Source organism: Micromonospora sp. NBC_00860 (assembly GCF_045207375.1).
Lineage (GTDB): Bacteria > Actinomycetota > Actinomycetes > Mycobacteriales > Micromonosporaceae > Micromonospora > Micromonospora vinacea.
Genome location: NZ_CP108825.1, coordinates 2,764,980 through 2,782,260, shown reverse-complemented (window position 1 = coordinate 2,782,260; position 17,281 = coordinate 2,764,980). Strand labels below are relative to the sequence as shown.

Genomic DNA, 17,281 nt, shown 5'->3' with positions numbered 1-17,281 from the left:
TCCGGCCCCACGGCGGGTGAACCGTCCGGCCGTGCCGTGCGTGACACCGGTGACGGGCGTTTCGGTCCTATCGTCGGGGTACTACCAGCCTGAGCACCGATGTCTGGGGAGGCACAGTGGGGGCACGGTTCGGACGCGACGCGCGGGGCCCGTTGGCGGGTCTGCTGATCGCCGCCCTGGTCTCCCTCGCCTGCGCCGGCGGTGGGCTGGCCGAGCCGGAGGCCGAACGGCCCGGGGCGAACCCGACGGCCGCCTCGCCGGGACCGAGCACCACCCGGGCCGACAGCACCACGAGCGTCGCCGAGTTCGAGCAGGACGTCGCCGACGCGCAGGAGGTCGCCGAGCGGTACTGGACGGCCCAGTTCAAGGAATCCGGGCAGCGGTTCCGACCGATCCGCCGGATCACCCCGTACCAGCGCGACGGCGAGGTGTCCTGCGGCGGCCAGCCGTTGCCCCGCAACAACGCCGTCTACTGCTCGCAGGGCGACTTCATCGCGTACGACGTCGCCTGGTCGGTGGCGGCGTTCCGCCAGGTCGGCGACGCGTTCGTGTTCTACCTGCTCGGGCACGAGTACGCGCACGCCATCCAGGTGCGGCTCGGCATCAATTACAGCTTCACCATCCAGCAGGAGTTGCAGGCCGACTGCATGGCCGGGGCGTACCTCGGCGACTCGGTGCGCTCGGGCGCCCTGACCCTGGCCGAGGGCGACCTGGACGAGTTCCGCGAGGGGGTGGCCGCGGTCGGCGACGACCCGGACCAGCCGTGGTTCGCGGAAGGGGCGCACGGCACCGCCGAGCAGCGCACCGACATGTTCTTCCGGGGTTACGAGGGTTCCCTGAAGGAGTGCGACCTGGGCTGAGCGGGGTTGCCCGGATCACCCTGACGCCCGTTGCCGCCGCTGGCCACGGGGCGTGCTGGCAGGATCGCCGGTGTCGGTCACGACCCTGGAGGTTCCGCTGAGCAGCCATCACCCCGCCGCTGTGCTCTTCGACATGGACGGCACGTTGGTCGACAGCGAGAAGCTGTGGGACGTCGCGTTGCAGGAACTCGCGAAGGAGTACGGCGGGGAGCTCTCCGTCGACGCCCGCCAGTCGATCATCGGTACCGCCATGGCCGAGTCGATGCGCATCCTGCACGACGACCTGGGGCAGCCCGAGCGGGACCCGGAGATCAGCGCGGCGTGGATCAACGCCCGGATCCTGGACCTGTTCCGGACCGGTCTGCGCTGGCGTCCGGGGGCGTACGACCTGTTGCGTGCGGTCCGCGCGGCGGCAATCCCCACCGCGCTGGTCACCTCCAGCCCTCGGGCACTGGTCGAGATCGCCCTGGACACCCTCGGTCGGGACAACTTCGACACGGTGGTCGCCGGCGACGAGGTGGTGGCGGCCAAGCCGCACCCCGAGCCGTACCTGACCGCGGCTCGGCTGCTGGGTGTGCCGATCGAGCGAAGCGTGGCGATCGAGGACTCGCCGACCGGGGTGGCCAGCGCGCTCGCCTCGGGTGCGGCGGTGCTGGCCGTACCGGCGGAGGTGGCGTTGCCGCGCACCGTCGGCGTACACCAGGTGGAGAGCCTGGCCGGCGTGGACCTGGAACTGCTCGCGGCGCTGCTGACCGATCGGGCCGCGACGACCGGCTGAGCTAACCCGGCGCGGGTCAGGGGCGCTCGGCTGATGGGACCGGCCGGCGCCGTGCACCCCGACTGGCGGTCCCGGGGTGTCGGCTCACTGGCGCTCGGCGAAGACCGCGGCGACCACCTGGTAGCTGTCGAACGCCCGCGCGGCCCCCGCGTACGCGGCCAGGTGGATGAACAGTTCGACGATCTCCTCCCTGGTCACGCCCGAGGTCAGCGCGATGCGCAGTTGCCCGCGCAGCGGCTCGTGGGTGCCGAGGGCGGCGGCGATCGCCACCGAGACCAGGCACCGGGCGCGCAGGTCCAGGCCCTCCCGGGGCCAGGCCGCGCCGAAGGTCTGCACGGTGGCGAGTCGACGGAAGTCGTGCCCCACCGACGGTTCGCCCTCGCCGAGCGGTAGGACCAACGGCTGGCCGAGCAGCCGCTCGGCGTTGTCGAGTGCCCCCTGGTACGCGTCCTCATCGGTCATGTCACCGGCTCCGGCTCTCCGGCCGCCCGGGTCGCGGGCGGGCCGGCGCCCTGCCGGCAGCACCAGCCTGGCAGTCGTGCACGGGTGGCCGAGGGGGAATGGGACAGGCCGAGGCCCCCGGTCGCGCGGATGGCGACCGGGGGCCTCGGCAGTGCCGATCAGTCGTGGGCGATGGCGCCCAGGACGTTGATCCGGGCCGCCCGAACGGCCGGGAGCACTGCGGCCACCACGCCGATGATGGCGGCGAGGCCGAGGAAGACACCCATCTGCCCCCAGGGCAGGATCAGGTCGGTGATGCCCTCGTCCTTGAGTGCCTCGACCACCGCGGCGCCGAGGCCGGTGCCCACCGCCACGCCGAGCAGCGCGCCGAACACCGAGATCACCACCGCCTCCACGGTGATCATGCCCATGGTCTGGGACCGGCGTAGGCCGATCGCCCGCAGCAGACCCAGCTCGCGGGTCCGCTCCAGCACCGACAGGGCCAGGGTGTTGATGATGCCCAGCACAGCGATCACGATGGCCAGCGCGAGCAGGATCTGGATCATCGTGAGCAGCCCGTCGAGCGAACTGGTCTGCTGCTTGATGAACGCGTCCCGGTCGGCCACCGACACCTCGGGGCTGTCCGCGAGCAACGCCTCCACCTGCGGCTGAACGTCGGACACCCGGGTGCCCGGGGCCAGCTGGATGAAGCCCTGGATGGGCTGCGGGATGGCGAAGTCCTTCGCCGCGGTCACCGGCAGCGTCACCGGGTTGGTCAGCTGCGACGACTCGTAGATGCCGCTGATCGTGTAGGTGCGTGCCTCGCCCCGGGTCAGCTGCACATTGACGGTGGAGCCCACCGACCAGCCACGGGACGTGGCCGTGTCGGAGCTGGCGAGCATCTGGGTCGGCCCGAGCCGGTCGATATCACCGGCGGTCGGCTTCGCGCCGAAGATCTGCCGCAGTGACGTGATGTCGCTGCTCGCCGCGACCCAGGTGCCCTCGCCGTCGATCCGCGCCATGTCGCCGTACTCGCCGTCGACCAACCGCACACCGGGCAGGGCCTTGGCCTGGTCCAGAACCGCAGGGTCGAAGGTCGGCGGACGCGGGCCGCCCTGCTGGCCGGCGATCACCAGCTCGGCCTTGATGGTGTCCTGGGCGAGCGCGCTGATGCTGCCCTTGGCCGAGTCGAGGATGACCGTGACGCCGGTGACCAGCGCGATGCCGACCATCAGCGCGGCGGCCGTGATGGCCGTACGACGGGGGTTGCGCCCGGAGTTGAGCCGGCCCAACTTGCCCGGCACCGACCAGGAGAAGATCGCCCCGAGCAGGCTCACCACCGGCCGGCTGATCAGCGGGGTCAGCAGCGCCACCCCGATGAAGGCGAACAGCACCCCACCGAGGATGGTCGACAACGTCTGACCACCGGCGTTGCCGCTGAGCCCAAGGAACAGCAGCACCGCGCCGATACCGGTGACCAGCGACCCGGCCACGGTGACCTTGGTCAACGGCCGGTCCGGGGTGGCCACGTCCTGCATGGCCGCGATCGGCGGGATCCGGGACGCCCGCAGCGCCGGCAGCAACGCCGCCACCACGGTGATCACCAGACCGACGGCGAACGAACCGATCACCGCCGCCGCCGGCACACCGATGCCGGCGAGGGTGAGCCCACCGGCGAGCTTGCCGAACAGGTACGCCAGCAGCGCGCCCACCCCGATGCCGGCGGCGAGGCCGAGCACCGACGCGATCAAGCCCACCGCGATGGCCTCCAGCACCACCGAACCGATGATCTGCCGGCCGCTGGCCCCGATGGCGCGCATCAGCGCCAACTCCCGGGTCCGCTGCGCCACGATGATCGAGAAGGTGTTGAGGATCAGGAAGGTGCCCACCAGCAGCGCCACCGCGGCGAAGCCGAGCAGGATCTTGTTGAAGAAGGACAGGCCCTCCTTCAGGCTGGCCGAGGCGTCCGCGGCCACCTGCTCGCCGGTCTTCACCTCGAAGTCCGCGCCCAGGGTGCGGGCCACGTCGTCGCGCAGCTTCTCGTCGGAGACCCCGTCGGCGGCCTGCACGGTGATGCTGCTGAACACATCCGGCTCGCCGAGCATCAGCCGCTGCGCCACCGGGGTGGTGAAGAAGACCTCGTTGACCCCGCCGATCGAGTCCCGGTCACCGCTGTAACCGAACACGCCGACCAGTGTGAAGTCCCGCTTCTTCGACTCGAACGCGGTGAGCACGCCGACCTTCTGGCCGACCTGCACCTTCGCGGCAGTGGCCAACGCCTTGTTGATGACGATCTCGTCCTCGGCCTGCGGCGCCCGCCCCTCGCGCAGCTTCAGCAGCTCGCTCTCGCCGGTCCAGTTCTCGCCCAACTGCGGCGGGCCGAACGAGGTGACCACCTTGCCGTTGCTGCCGATCACCCGGGCACCATCGGCGTTGACGACGCCCGTCGCCGAGGCCGCCCCCGGCACCTGCTTCACCCGGTCCACCAGGGCGGCCGGCAGCGGGGCGACGGTCTGCTCGCCCTCCATCTCGTTGACCTGCACCTTCGGCTTCGCCGCGACGTTCACGTCGATCTCGGAGAAACCGTCGGCGAAGACCGAGTCGAAGGAGCGACCCAGCGTGTCGGTGAGCACGAACGCGCCGGAGACGAACATCACTCCGAGCACCACCGCCAGGCCGGACAGGATCAGCCGGACCTTGCGGGCCAGCAGACTCTTCATTGTCGCGCGGAACATCAGTTGCCCACCTCGGCCGGGGTGTCCAGCTTCTTCATGGTGTCCAGCACCGTCTCGGCGGTCGGCTCGATCAGCTCCGAGACGATCTCGCCGTCGGCGAGGAAGACCACCCGGTCGGCGTACGCGGCGGCCGTCGGGTCGTGGGTCACCATCACGATGGTCTGGCCGTGCTCCCGCACCGAGTTACGCAGGAAGTTGAGCACCTCCGCGCCGGAGCGCGAGTCCAGGTTGCCGGTCGGCTCGTCCGCGAAGATCACCTCGGGGCGGGACACCAGCGCCCGCGCGCACGCCACCCGCTGCTGCTGCCCACCGGAGAGTTGCGCCGGCCGGTGGTCCAGCCGGTCCTTCAGACCCACCGTCTCGATCACCGTGTCGTACCAGGCCGGGTCCGGCTTGCGCCCGGCGATCGACAGCGGCAGCAGGATGTTCTCCTTGGCGGTCAGCGTCGGCAGCAGGTTGAACTGCTGGAAGATGAAGCCCACCTTGTCGCGCCGCAGCTTCGTCAGCCCCGCGTCGCCCAGCCCGGTGACCGTCGTCTCACCGATCGACACCGTCCCCCGGGTCACCGAGTCCAGGCCGGCCAGGCAGTGCATCAGCGTCGACTTACCGGAACCCGACGGGCCCATGATCGCGGTGAAGCGGCCACGTTCGAACTCCGCGCTGACCCCCCGCAGCGCGACGACCTGAGCCTCGCCGCTGCCGTACACCTTCCACACGTCGTTCGCCCGGGCCGCGGCCTGCGCCTGCTGGCCTACCGTCGCGGTCACGTCATCTACCTCTTCCGTCTGTCCGAAAATGCACGCCGCCCCCCGATGGTCCGGCGCGACTGTTCAATCATCGGTGCTGAGTACGCCCACCCCGTCCGACCCTGGGGGGACCCGGCGCGGATTTCCCGCTGCGGGTGCACCCCCATGCCGCATCAGGGTTGCCCCTGAGTCGACGGCCGGTCGACCGTTTTTCCCCACGGCGGCGGGCGGCAGCACCGACACTTCCACCTGACGCCACAGGAGGGTCAACCGAACCAGGCCATCTCCGGTCACGGTAGGTGACGGCGGCAACGGTGGCCGTCCCCCCACGGAGGGATCTTCGAGTACGCCGGGTGAGGTACCCGGGCCGGTCCGGCTACGCCCGAGGGCGGACCAGTCCCGACTCGTACGCCAGCACCACCGCCTGCACCCGGTCGCGCAGCCGCAGCTTCGTCAGCACATGCCCGACGTGGGTCTTGATGGTGGTCTCGCTCACCGACAGGACCGTCGCGATCTCGGCGTTGGACAGCCCTCGGGCGACCTGCACGAGCACCTCGCGCTCCCGGTCGGTGAGCGCGTTGAGCGCCGCCGACGGTGTCGCCGCCGGGTCGGGCAGCAACTCGGCGAAGCGGTCCAGCAGTCGCCGCAGGATCCGCGGGGCCACCACCGCGTCCCCGCCGGCGACCGTGCGGATCGCCGCGATCAGGTCCTCCGCCGGCACATCCTTGGCCAGGAACCCGCTGGCGCCGGCCCGCAACGCACCCACCACGTACTCGTCCAGGTCGAAGGTGGTGAGCACCAGCACCCGTACCGGCAACCGGGCATCGACGATGGCCCGGGTCGCCGCCACCCCGTCCATCCGGGGCATCCGGATGTCCATCAGCACGACGTCGGGCAGCAGCCGGCGGGACAGCTCCACCGCCTCCACGCCGTCACCGGCCTCGGCCACCACGTCCAGGTCGCTCTCGGCGCCCAGCACCATCCGGAACCCGGTCCGCAGCAGCGGCTGGTCGTCGGCGAGCAGGATCCGCACCGGCCGCGCCGAGGGCGCCTGATCGCTCATCTCGTCTCCCGTCCCGCCGACGTCCTGGCGCGCACCGGTCATCCTCGCGTACCGGAGCCGGTGCGTCGCGGATCACCGTAGAGGCCGGCCGGTCGCCCTGTCCCGACCGCGACGGCACCGCTGCGGTCGGGTCTCCGGCGTCGGCCCGTGGCAGGCGATTCTCGGCGGCCCGAATCGCCGCGCCGGGCGTACGGGTCGGTCAGCAGGCCGTCACTCGTCGGCGCCCGGTGCCACCGGCGTGGACCGGGAGTCGCGCAGCGGGTCGGCGCTCGCCGCGGCGACCGGGAACGGCGGCGGGGTGCCACCGAAGCTGGGACAGAGCGCCTGGTGGCTGCACCAGTCGCAGAGCCGGCTCGGCCGGGGCCGGAAATCCTGCCGGGCGGTGGCCTGCTCGATCGCCCGCCACAACGCCACCACTGTGCGCTCGAAGCGGACCAGCTCGTCGGCGTCCGGGGTGTAGTCCAACACCTCGGCGTCGCGCAGGTAGAGCAGCCGCAGCACCCGGGGCACCACCCCCCGGGTGCGCCACAGCACCAGGGCGTAGAACTTCAGCTGGAACAGCGCCCGCGCCTCGAACGCCTCCCGCGGAGCGCCGCCGGTCTTGTAGTCGACCACCCGCAGAGCGCCGTCCGGAGCGACGTCGAGCCGGTCGAGGTAACCCCGGATCAGCAACTCCTCGTCGACGACCGCGGAGATCAGGCTCTCGCGTTCGGCCGGCTCCAGCCGGGTCGGGTCCTCCACCGCGAAGTAACCCTGCAACAGCCCGGCGGCGGAGCGGAGGAACTCCACCGGGCCGGCCGGCTCCGCGCCGTCGAAGATCCCGGCCAGCTCCGGCTGCTCGGCGACCAGCCGGTCCCACTGGGGGGCCACCAGGTCGCCGGCCGCCTCCGGTGTGCGGCCGGTGGCCGGCAGGTCGAACAGGCGCTCCAGCACCGCGTGCACCAACGTGCCCCGGGCCTGCTCGATGGTGGTGCGCTCGGGCAGCCGGTCGATGCTGCGGAACCGGTAGAGCAGCGGGCAGGTCTTGAAATCCGCCGCCCGCGACGGGGACAGCGAGGCCCGCACCGTCGGCGGCGTCGCGGGGGAGGGTTGGGAGGTGGTGACCGATTCCGCCGTCATGTCGGCAAAGGTTAGGGCACCGGTGTGACACCGACCGCCGCCCGCCCCACACAGCGACGGTCCGTAGCATCGTGGCGATGGAGCAGACAACCAGGCCGCCGCGCCGACCAGACCGACGCCTCGGCCTGAACGTCGGCCGGGTGTTCGGGGTGCCGCTGCACCTCAACGGCTCCATGGTCCTGCTCGCGGTGCTCATCGCGGTGCTGTACGGCGAGTTCGCCCGCCGACAACTGGACCTTCCGCAGCTCAGCGGCTACCTGATCGGGTTCGGGTTCGTCGTGTCGCTCCTCGGCTCGGTGCTGCTGCACGAGCTCGGCCACGCCCTCACCGCCCGGCGCTACGGCATCGGTGTGCGCGGGATCACCCTGGAACTGCTCGGCGGCTACACCGAGATGGACCGGGACGCCCCGTCGCCCCGCGTCGACCTGCTGGTCTCGCTGGCCGGACCGGCGGTCTCCGCGGTGCTCGGCATCCTGGCGGTCGCCGCCACTCTCGCCCTGCCCGAGGGGACCGTGGCACACCAGCTCGCCTTCCAGCTCGCGGTCAGCAACGTCATCGTGGCGCTGTTCAACAGCCTGCCCGGGTTGCCGCTCGACGGCGGCCGGGCGCTGCGCGCCGCCGTCTGGGGGCTGACCCGCGACCGGCACCTCGGCACCGAGGTCGCCGGGTGGGCCGGCCGGATCGTCGCCGTCGGCACCGCCGCCCTGGTCCTGCTGCTCACCGTCGAGCGGCGGCTGGCGCCGTTGGCGCTGCCGCTGATGCTGCTGGTCGCCGTCACCCTCTGGCGCGGCGCCGGGCAGTCGATCCGGGCTGCCCGGGTCAGCCGCCGGTTCCCGCTGATCGACCTCGCCCGGCTGGCCCGGCCGGCCTGGCCGGTGGCCACCGGAACGCCGCTGGCCGAGGCCCAACGCCGACACGCCGAGAGCGGGCAGCCCGGCTCCGCGCTGCTGGTCACCGACTCCACCGGTCGACCGGTGGCGCTGGTCGACCCGGCCGCCGCCGACGCGGTGCCGGTCGAGCGCCGACCGTGGTTGGCGGTCGACGCCGTAGCCCGGTCACTGGGCACACTTCCCACGTTGCCGGTCGGCTGGGACGGCGAGCGGGTGATGGAGGCCGTACAGACCCACCCGGGCGCGCAGTACGTGGTGACGTCAGGCGAAGATGTCGTCGGCATTCTGCACATCGCGGACCTGGCCCAGCTCCTCGAACCCAACCGGAAGATGACACCGTGACCGCAACTCCCTCCACCGTCGCCGTCGACCCCGCCAACCCGGCGCTGACACCCGTGCACCGGGGGCCGTTCCGGCCCGGCGACCGGGTCCAGCTGACCGACCCCAAGGGGCGGATGCACACAGTGACGCTGGAGCCCGGCAAGGAGTTCCACACCCACCGCGGCATCCTGGCGCACGACGCGCTGATCGGGCTCCCCGACGGCAGCGTGGTGACCACCTCCGGGGGCGGCACCGCCTTCCTGGCCCTGCGGCCACTCCTGTCGGACTACGTGCTGTCCATGCCGCGCGGCGCCCAGGTCATCTACCCGAAGGACTCGGCGCAGATCGTCGCGATGGGCGACATCTTCCCCGGCGCCAAGGTCCTCGAGGCCGGCGCCGGCTCCGGCGCGCTGAGCTGCTCCCTGCTGCGCGCCGTCGGCACCGAGGGTGAGCTGCACTCGTTCGAGCTGCGTGACGACTTCGCCCAGATCGCCAAGCGCAACGTCGAGGCGTTCTTCAACGGGCCGCACCCCTCGTGGAACCTGCACGTCGGCGACGTCGCGCAGTGCCAGGAGACCGGCTTCGACCGGATCATCCTGGACATGCTGACCCCCTGGGAGACCCTCGACATGGTCGAGCGGGCGCTGGTCCCCGGTGGGGTGTTCATCGGCTACGTCGCCACCACACCGCAGCTCTCCGAGCTGGTGGAGGCGCTCCGCGAGCGCGGCGGCTGGACCGAGCCGCGGGCCTGGGAGTCCCTGGTGAGGGACTGGCACGCCGAGGGCCTCGCCGTCCGCCCGGACCACCGGATGATCGCGCACACCGCCTTCCTGGTGTCCGCGCGCAAGCTGGCCCCGGGGGTCACCGCGCCGCCGCGCCGGCGCAAGCCCAGCAAGGGCACCGAGGCGTACGCGCAGCGCCGCCAGGACCTGCGCGAGGCGGAGGCGGCCCGACAGGCCGCGGCCGCCCAGGCGGCAGGCGCCCAGGCCGACGGTGCGGGGGAGATGGACAGGCCGTGACCATCGAGCTGGGTGTCGGCACCGCCGAGCACTGGGAGACGCTGGCATGAGCCGACCGGGCTACGGCGGTGGAGACCTCCCCGCGGTCTTTCCCGACTGGTCGCCCTACCAGGACCTGGAATCAGCGGCGCGGGCCTACCTGCGCGACCCGGACGTCGCCCTGGAGGCGCTCGGCGGCGTGCTGCGTGGCGCGTCGGTGCTCGGTTTCACCCTGGAACGCTTCGTCAACGAGGTCAACGGGGTGTGGCAGGAGGTCGTCGTCTGCGATGGCAGTCGGCTGATTCTCTGGCACGGCGAGGACGTACCGCCGGAGGAGGGCCCGCCGGGCTCGATGACCTCGTCGTTGCGGGTGGTGCCGGTCTCCACAGTCACCGAGGTGGGCTGCCGTCGGCGGCTCAACCGTGCCGAGAGCGGCGAGATCAGGGTCGACAGCATCGACGTCTACCTGCTGCTCACCTCGTTGGACGAGGCGCCGCCGAGCGAGGAGATGGCGGGCACCCCCCGACACGACGCGCTCCGCTTCGGCAAGACCCTCGACGACGGCGGGGCCGGGCAGATCGCCCGGTTGGAGGAGTTCGCGCGGTTGGTCGCCTCGGTGGTCGGCCGTCCGCTGCTCTGAGGCGTACCCCGTACCGGGCCCGGCCGGGCCGCGTGGCCCGGCCGGTGGGTCAGTCTTCCTCGGCGTCCGGGCCGGCGACCTCGACGCCGTCGCCGCGCACCACGTGGATGCAGTCGCCCGGGCACTCCTTCGCGGAGTCGATCACCTCGAGCCGCAGGTGCGCGGGGACGTCGACCCGGCTGCCCGGTGCCATCCGCAGCTCACCGTCGACGCCCTTGACGTAGGCCAGGCCGTCGATGTCGAACTCGAACACCTCCGGCGCGTACTGCACGCAGAGCCCGTCGCCCGTGCAGAGGTCCTGGTCGACCCAGACCTGCAGTTCGTCGGTCGCGACCTCGGCCACCTGTGCACCCCCCATGTTCTCCCGTGCCACGCTCCGACGGTACCCGAACGCCGGTAACGGCCCGTCAGGCCACCCTTGGCGATCAAGGTTCGGTGACGAGGGTGTTGCGTGGGACCGAATCGGCCTCATAGCGGCTAGTGTTAGGGCAGAACGTTCAAGCCCCCCGGGGAGGTGGGACGTGGCAGCACGTAGCGACGACGCGGACTCGCGCGCCGCACGGTGGGAGAAGGAAGCCCACGATCTCTCCACGCAGGTCGCGTTCCTGCAAGAGGAACTCGCCCTGGTGCGGCGCAAGTTGACCGAAAGCCCCCGACACGTCCGGCAGCTCGAAGAGCGGCTGGCGGCCACCCAGGCACAGTTGGCGCGGCTGACCGAGAACAACGACCGGCTGGTGAGCACCCTCAAGGAAGCTCGCACGCAGATCGTGACGCTCAAGGAGGAGATCGACCGGCTCGCGCAACCGCCGAGCGGGTACGGCGTCTTCCTGGCCAAGCACGAGGACGGCACGGTGGACGTGTTCACCGGCGGCCGCAAACTACGGGTCGCGGTCTCGCCCTCGCTCGACGTGGGTGACCTGCGGCGCGGCCAGGAGGTCCTGCTCAACGACGCGCTCAACATCGTCGACGCGTTCGGTTACGAGCGGGTCGGCGAAGTGGTGATGCTCAAGGAGATCCTGGAGGGACCGAACGGCGGGCCGGGCGACCGGGCGCTGGTGGTCTCCCACTCCGACGAGGAGCGCATCGTGCACCTCGCCGAGACGCTCATCGGCTCGGCGATCCGGGCCGGCGACTCGCTCATGATCGAGCCCCGCTCGGCGTACGCGTACGAGCGGATCCCGAAGAGCGAGGTCGAGGAGCTGGTCCTGGAGGAGGTGCCCGACGTCGACTACGGCGACATCGGTGGCCTCCAGTCGCAGATCGAGCAGATCCGCGACGCGGTGGAGTTGCCGTTCCTGCACGCGGACCTGTTCCGTGAGCACCAGCTCCGCCCACCGAAGGGCATCCTGCTCTATGGCCCGCCCGGCTGCGGTAAGACGCTCATCGCCAAGGCGGTGGCCAACTCGCTGGCCAAGAAGATCGCCGAGCGGCAGGGCAAGGAGAAGCACACCAGCTTCTTCCTCAACATCAAGGGCCCGGAGCTGCTCAACAAGTACGTCGGTGAGACCGAGCGGCACATCCGGCTGATCTTCCAGCGCGCCCGGGAGAAGGCCGGCGAGGGCACGCCGGTGATCGTGTTCTTCGACGAGATGGACTCGATCTTCCGGACCCGCGGCTCCGGTGTCTCCTCCGACGTGGAGAACACGATCGTCCCGCAGCTGCTCAGCGAGATCGACGGCGTGGAGGGGCTGGAGAACGTCATCGTCATCGGCGCCTCCAACCGGGAAGACATGATCGACCCGGCGATCCTGCGCCCCGGTCGCCTCGACGTGAAGATCAAGATCGAGCGACCGGACGCCGAGGCGGCCAAGGACATCTTCTCCAAGTACATCCTCTCCGGGCTGCCCCTGCACCCGGACGACCTGGCCGAACACGGCAGCGACGCCCAGGCCACCGTCGCGGCGATGATCGACGCCGTGGTGCTGCGGATGTACTCCGAAACCGAGGAGAACCGATTCCTCGAGGTCACCTACGCCAACGGTGACAAGGAAGTCCTCTACTTCAAGGACTTCAACTCCGGCGCGATGATCCAGAACATCGTCGACCGGAGCAAGAAGATGGCCATCAAGGAGTTCCTCACCTCGGGTCGCAAGGGGCTGCGCCTGCAGCACCTGCTCGACGCCTGCGTCGACGAGTTCCGCGAGAACGAAGACCTCCCCAACACCACCAACCCCGACGACTGGGCGCGCATCTCCGGCAAGAAGGGCGAGCGGATCGTCTACATCCGCACGCTCGTCTCCGGCGGCAAGGGCGCCGAGGCCGGGCGGTCCATCGAGACCGCCAGCAACACCGGCCAGTACCTCTGACCCACCAGCGAGGGTGTCCGCCATCCCGGCGGACACCCTCGCTGCGGGTAGGTCAGGGCGTCGCCCCGGCAGCGAATTCCGACACCGAATCCACCGAACTGTTCCGCCCCGCCGGCACTCACCTACAGAGTGCAGGCGCCCAGGGCGGACTACGCTCGACCTGACGGTGGACCGGGTCGGGCGAGCGAAGCGGGTAGGTCGATGAGCGTAAGACGGATCATGGGCACCGAGGTCGAGTACGGCATCTCCGTGCCCGGGCAGGCCGGGGCCAACCCGATGGTCACCTCATCGCAGGTGGTCAACGCCTACGGGGCACGTCCGGAACTCAACCGGGGCGGCCGGGCACGGTGGGACTACGAGGAAGAGTCGCCGCTGCGCGACGCCCGCGGCTTCACCTACTCCGGTGCCGCGTACGACCCCGCCGAGGCCCTCGCGGACGAAGACCTCGGCCTGGCCAACGTGATACTCACCAACGGCGCACGGCTCTACGTCGACCACGCCCACCCCGAATACTCCACCCCGGAGGTCACCACCCCCCGCGACATCGTGCGCTGGGACAAGGCCGGCGAGCGGGTGATGGCCGAGGCGTCGCGCCGAGCCGCCACCATCCCCGGCACCCAGCCGATCCACCTCTACAAGAACAACACCGACAACAAGGGCGCCAGCTACGGCGCCCACGAGAACTACCTGATGCGCCGGCAGACGCCGTTCGCCGACATCGTGGCGTACCTGACGCCGTTCTTCGTCACCCGGCAGATCGTCTGCGGCGCCGGCCGGGTCGGCATCGGTCAGGACGGCGGCCAGAGCGGCTTCCAGATCTCCCAGCGCGCCGACTTCTTCGAGGTCGAGGTGGGCCTGGAGACCACCCTGAAGCGGCCCATCATCAACACCCGCGACGAGCCGCACGCCGACGCCGACAAGTACCGCCGGCTGCACGTCATCATCGGCGACGCCAACCTCTCCGAGATCTCCACCTACCTCAAGGTCGGCACGACCGCGCTGATCCTCACCATGATCGAGGAGAAGGCGCTCGGCGCCGACCTCGGCATCGCCGACCCGGTCAGCGAGCTGCGCGCCGTCAGCCACGACCCCGCCCTGACGCACCGCATGCGACTGCGCGACGGCCGTCGGCTCACCGCCCTCGACCTGCAGTGGGCGTACCTGGAGCGGGTCCGGTCCTTTGTCGACGACCGGTACGGCACCGACGCCGACGAGCAGACCATCGACGTGCTCGACCGCTGGGAGAGCGTCCTCGACCGGCTGGGCCGGGACCCGATGCTCTGCGCCGACGAGTTGGACTGGGTGGCCAAGCTGCGACTGCTGGAGGGCTACCGGGAGCGGGAGAAGCTCGGCTGGGGCGCGCACAAGCTGCAACTCGTCGACCTTCAGTACTCCGACGTCCGGCCGGAGAAGGGCCTCTACCACCGGCTGGTCAGCCGGGGGGCGATGAAGACGCTGCTCACCGACGACGAGACGCGCAGCGCGATGACCGAGCCGCCGGAGGACACCAGGGCCTACTTCCGGGGGCGCTGCCTCGCCCAGTACGCCTCCGAGGTGGTCGCGGCGAGCTGGGACTCGGTGATCTTCGACGTGGGCCGGGAGTCGCTGGTTCGGGTGCCGATGATGGAACCGGAGCGGGGGACGCGCGCGCACGTCGGCGCCCTGTTCGACCGCTGCGCCAGCGCCAAGGACCTGCTGGAGACGTTGACCGGAGGCTGAGCCCCGGTGCGAATGCCCGCCGTGTGCCGCAAGCCGGCGCGCGGCGGGCTTTTCGTCGCCTGCGCGAGGTAAGTTCATCGCAGACGATCGTGGAGGAGGCAGCAATGGCCACTCATGACAGCGGCGGCCAGTCGCAGTCCGGCAAGTCCCGTCAGGGCGAGGAAATCGAGGACGTCACCACCGAGGCCAACCCCGAGGTGGCCGAGCGGCACGCCGAGATCACCGAGGACGTCGACGACCTCCTCGACGAGATCGACTCCGTCCTCGAAGAAAACGCAGAAGAATTCGTGAGAGGTTACGTCCAGAAAGGGGGGGAATAGAGGCATATGTCCGATTCGGCAGGCCTTCCGGACAAGGTATGCCCGCAGTGCAAGAGAACGCTGTGCAGCACGGAGTTTCACCGTGACCGCCGACGTGTAGACGGGCTCGCCTTCTACTGCAAAGCCTGTGCCGCTGTCCGGTCGGAGGCGAGCCGGCGCAAGCGCGGCATTGCTCCGCAGCGGAAGTCGCCCACGCCCGTCGGGGAAGGTCTCAAGTGGTGTCCGGACTGCGAGCAGATCAAGCCTCTGGACGATTTTCCCACCACGACTACCAAGGCCAGCGGCCGGCACAGCTACTGCAAACCCTGCCATAATGCCCGGGGTAAGGAGACAGCGCAGCGGCTCTACGGCGGGACTCGCGAGTACCACCTGCGGCGGCGGTACGGCGTGGGCGAGAAGGAGTTTCAGGAGCTCCTGGCCGAGCAGGGCGGGGTCTGCGCGATCTGTGGCGGTGCCGACCCGCAACATCTGGACCACGATCATCGCACCGGATGGGTGCGCGGGATACTCTGCTTCAACTGCAACGGTGGTCTTGGCCAGTTCCGTGACAGTCCCATGAGGCTGGCCAGGGCGATCACGTACCTGAGAGGAACCACGTGGCAGCGGGCTTTGATCCATCCGGGCGTCTACCAGATGTGTTCACCAACGCGGGGACGTCCTCCTTCACGACGTTTCTGAGTCGGGTGGCCCCCGAGATGCTGCCCGGTCGGCGACCGCTGCCGCCGGGCATGGCCGCCGACCTGGCACCGCACGCGACCACCATCGTGGCCATCGCGGCCGCCGAGGGTGTGGTGATGGCCGGTGACCGACGGGCCACCATGGGCAATCTGATCGCTCAGCGCGACATCGAGAAGGTGCACCCGGCCGACGCGTACTCGCTGGTCGGCATCGCGGGCACCGCGGGCATCGGGATCGAGCTGATGCGACTGTTCCAGGTGGAGCTGGAGCACTACGAGAAGATCGAGGGCGCGATGCTCTCGTTGGACGGCAAGGCCAACCGGCTGGCCTCGATGATCCGGGGCAACCTGGGCGCGGCCATGCAGGGGCTCGCCGTGGTGCCGCTCTTCGCCGGCTTCGACCTGGCTGCCGCCGACCCGGCGCGGGCCGGTCGGATCTTCAGCTTCGACGTGACCGGTGGCCCGTACGAGGAGACCGGCTACGACGCGATCGGGTCCGGGTCGTTGTTCGCCAAGTCCGCGTTGAAGAAGCGTTTCCGCGCCGGGCTGTCGGTCGCCGACGCGACCCGCCTGGCGGTCGAGGCGCTCTACGACGCGGCTGACGACGACACCGCGACCGGCGGGCCCGACCTGACCCGGCGGATCTACCCGGTGGTGATGACCGCTACCGCCGAGGGCACCTACCGGCTCACCGACGCCGAGACGGCGACGATCGCCGAGGGCGTGGTCGCCGGCCGGATGGAGAACCCGGGCGGTTAGTCTCGTCCACCCCCACCAGCCAGCAGTCGTCAGCACAGCGCCGTAAGGAGAACCGCCGCCGTGGCCATGCAGTTCTACGCCTCGCCCGAACAGATCATGCGCGACCGTTCCGAGTTGGCCCGCAAGGGCATCGCCCGGGGGCGCAGCGCGGTGGTCTTGAGTTACTCCGGCGGCGTGCTCTTCGTCGCGGAGAACCTTTCCAGCGCCCTGCACAAGGTCAGTGAGATCTACGACCGGATCGGCTTCGCCGCTGTCGGTCGGTACAACGAGTTCGAGAATCTCCGTCGGGCCGGTGTGCGGATGGCCGACCTGAACGGGCTCAGCTACGACCGGCGGGACGTCACCGGGCGGGCCCTGGCCAACGCGTTCGCGCAGACCCTGGGTGCGATCTTCACCGAGCAGTCGAAGCCGTTCGAGGTGGAGATCTGCGTGGCGGAGGTGGGGGCCACCGCCGCCGAGGACGAGTTGTACCGGCTCACCTACGACGGTTCGGTGAACGACGAGCCGGGGCGGATGGCGATGGGCGGGCAGGCCGAGGCCATCACCGGTGTGCTGAAGTCCAACCACCGGCCGGACATGTCGCTCGGGGAGGCCGCGAAGGTCGCCGTGCAGGCCCTGAGCAGTGTCGGCGGGGAGGGCGGGGCGGCCCGGACGATCGCCGCGAACCAGCTCGAGGTGGCGGTACTGGACCGTCAGCGGGTCGGCCGGACGTTCCGGCGGATCACCGGGGCTGCGCTGACCGCGCTGTTGGACGGGAAGGCGGCGCCGCCGGCGAGCGACCTCCCGGACACGCCGAGCGTGCCGACCGGGGAGTCGGGTAAGCCGACCAGTTCGGCGGGCTCCGCGGACCTGGAGGATCGGCCCGGGCAGGCCGACAGCTGACTGTGTGACGAGAAAGCGCCGGGGCCC

At 70.7% G+C, this 17,281-nt stretch carries 17 protein-coding genes; 11 read left to right on the top strand and 6 right to left on the bottom strand.

The genetic code is table 11. The features are described 5' to 3' along the window. Window positions 1–116: 116 nt before the first annotated feature. Window positions 117–860 (top strand): neutral zinc metallopeptidase, encoded by a 744-nt coding sequence (locus tag OH804_RS12720; protein ID WP_406065254.1) that lies wholly within the window; start codon window positions 117–119, stop codon window positions 858–860. A 121-nt stretch (window positions 861–981) separates the two neighbouring features. Further along, on the top strand, window positions 982–1,638 hold the full coding sequence (locus OH804_RS12715) for an HAD family phosphatase (protein WP_196924938.1): 657 nt from the start codon (window positions 982–984) through the stop codon (window positions 1,636–1,638). Window positions 1,639–1,722: 84 nt separating this feature from the next. On the opposite strand, the gene OH804_RS12710 is transcribed toward OH804_RS12715, so the two are convergent. From OH804_RS12710 to OH804_RS12690, 5 genes are all read right to left on the bottom strand, one after another. After that, on the bottom strand, window positions 1,723–2,100 hold the full coding sequence (locus tag OH804_RS12710; protein WP_406065252.1) for a carboxymuconolactone decarboxylase family protein: 378 nt from the start codon (window positions 2,098–2,100) through the stop codon (window positions 1,723–1,725). A 158-nt stretch (window positions 2,101–2,258) separates the two neighbouring features. Next, on the bottom strand, window positions 2,259–4,814 hold the full coding sequence (locus tag OH804_RS12705; protein ID WP_196922909.1) for an ABC transporter permease: 2,556 nt from the start codon (window positions 4,812–4,814) through the stop codon (window positions 2,259–2,261). Beyond that, on the bottom strand, window positions 4,814–5,581 hold the full coding sequence (locus OH804_RS12700) for an ABC transporter ATP-binding protein (protein ID WP_112587338.1): 768 nt from the start codon (window positions 5,579–5,581) through the stop codon (window positions 4,814–4,816). The genes OH804_RS12705 and OH804_RS12700 overlap by 1 nt, the downstream gene beginning before the upstream one ends. 355 nt (window positions 5,582–5,936) lie before the next feature. Continuing rightward, window positions 5,937–6,623, bottom strand: a complete 687-nt coding sequence (locus OH804_RS12695; RefSeq protein WP_112700581.1) for a response regulator transcription factor — start codon at window positions 6,621–6,623, stop codon at window positions 5,937–5,939. A gap of 210 nt (window positions 6,624–6,833) precedes the next feature. Continuing rightward, the gene (locus tag OH804_RS12690; protein ID WP_406065250.1) at window positions 6,834–7,742 is read right to left on the bottom strand and encodes a RecB family exonuclease; all 909 of its coding nucleotides are present in this window, start codon (window positions 7,740–7,742) and stop codon (window positions 6,834–6,836) included. A gap of 140 nt (window positions 7,743–7,882) precedes the next feature. Here OH804_RS12690 and OH804_RS12685 point away from each other — a divergent pair, with 140 nt between their 5' ends. From OH804_RS12685 to OH804_RS12675, 3 genes are read left to right on the top strand one after another with little or no spacing between them, the layout of a single operon-like run. Further along, window positions 7,883–8,974, top strand: a complete 1,092-nt coding sequence (locus OH804_RS12685; RefSeq protein WP_406066522.1) for a site-2 protease family protein — start codon at window positions 7,883–7,885, stop codon at window positions 8,972–8,974. Beyond that, window positions 8,971–9,972: a tRNA (adenine-N1)-methyltransferase gene (locus OH804_RS12680; RefSeq protein WP_406065248.1), complete on the top strand. Its 1,002-nt coding sequence runs from the start codon at window positions 8,971–8,973 to the stop codon at window positions 9,970–9,972. Before OH804_RS12685 ends, OH804_RS12680 begins: the two co-directional genes overlap by 4 nt. A gap of 46 nt (window positions 9,973–10,018) precedes the next feature. After that, complete coding sequence (locus tag OH804_RS12675; RefSeq protein WP_196922912.1) at window positions 10,019–10,591, top strand: hypothetical protein; 573 nt, start codon at window positions 10,019–10,021, stop codon at window positions 10,589–10,591. A 49-nt stretch (window positions 10,592–10,640) separates the two neighbouring features. On the opposite strand, the gene OH804_RS12670 is transcribed toward OH804_RS12675, so the two are convergent. Beyond that, window positions 10,641–10,934 carry a ferredoxin gene (locus OH804_RS12670; protein WP_091408893.1) on the bottom strand — a complete coding sequence of 98 codons (294 nt, stop codon included), beginning with the start codon at window positions 10,932–10,934 and terminating at the stop codon, window positions 10,641–10,643. Between the two features lie 178 nt (window positions 10,935–11,112). Between OH804_RS12670 and arc the strand changes: the two genes are divergently transcribed. The 6 genes from arc to prcA all read left to right on the top strand — a co-directional run bounded on the left by arc (window position 11,113) and on the right by prcA (window position 17,254). After that, entirely contained in the window at window positions 11,113–12,897 is a 1,785-nt protein-coding gene (arc, locus tag OH804_RS12665) for a proteasome ATPase (RefSeq protein WP_196922913.1), read from the top strand. 201 nt (window positions 12,898–13,098) lie between these two features. After that, window positions 13,099–14,616: a depupylase/deamidase Dop gene (dop, locus tag OH804_RS12660; RefSeq protein ID WP_372432995.1), complete on the top strand. Its 1,518-nt coding sequence runs from the start codon at window positions 13,099–13,101 to the stop codon at window positions 14,614–14,616. A gap of 104 nt (window positions 14,617–14,720) precedes the next feature. Continuing rightward, the gene (locus OH804_RS12655) at window positions 14,721–14,936 is read left to right on the top strand and encodes a ubiquitin-like protein Pup (protein WP_088948111.1); all 216 of its coding nucleotides are present in this window, start codon (window positions 14,721–14,723) and stop codon (window positions 14,934–14,936) included. Between the two features lie 6 nt (window positions 14,937–14,942). Further along, window positions 14,943–15,614, top strand: coding sequence for an endonuclease VII domain-containing protein (locus OH804_RS12650; RefSeq protein WP_406065245.1), 672 nt, complete (start codon window positions 14,943–14,945; stop codon window positions 15,612–15,614). Beyond that, a complete protein-coding gene (gene prcB, locus OH804_RS12645; protein WP_196922915.1) occupies window positions 15,533–16,372 on the top strand; it encodes a proteasome subunit beta in 840 nt (279 codons plus the stop codon). The genes OH804_RS12650 and prcB overlap by 82 nt, the downstream gene beginning before the upstream one ends. Before the next feature lie 60 nt (window positions 16,373–16,432). Then, window positions 16,433–17,254, top strand: a complete 822-nt coding sequence (prcA, locus tag OH804_RS12640; protein ID WP_406065243.1) for a proteasome subunit alpha — start codon at window positions 16,433–16,435, stop codon at window positions 17,252–17,254. Window positions 17,255–17,281: the final 27 nt, after the last annotated feature.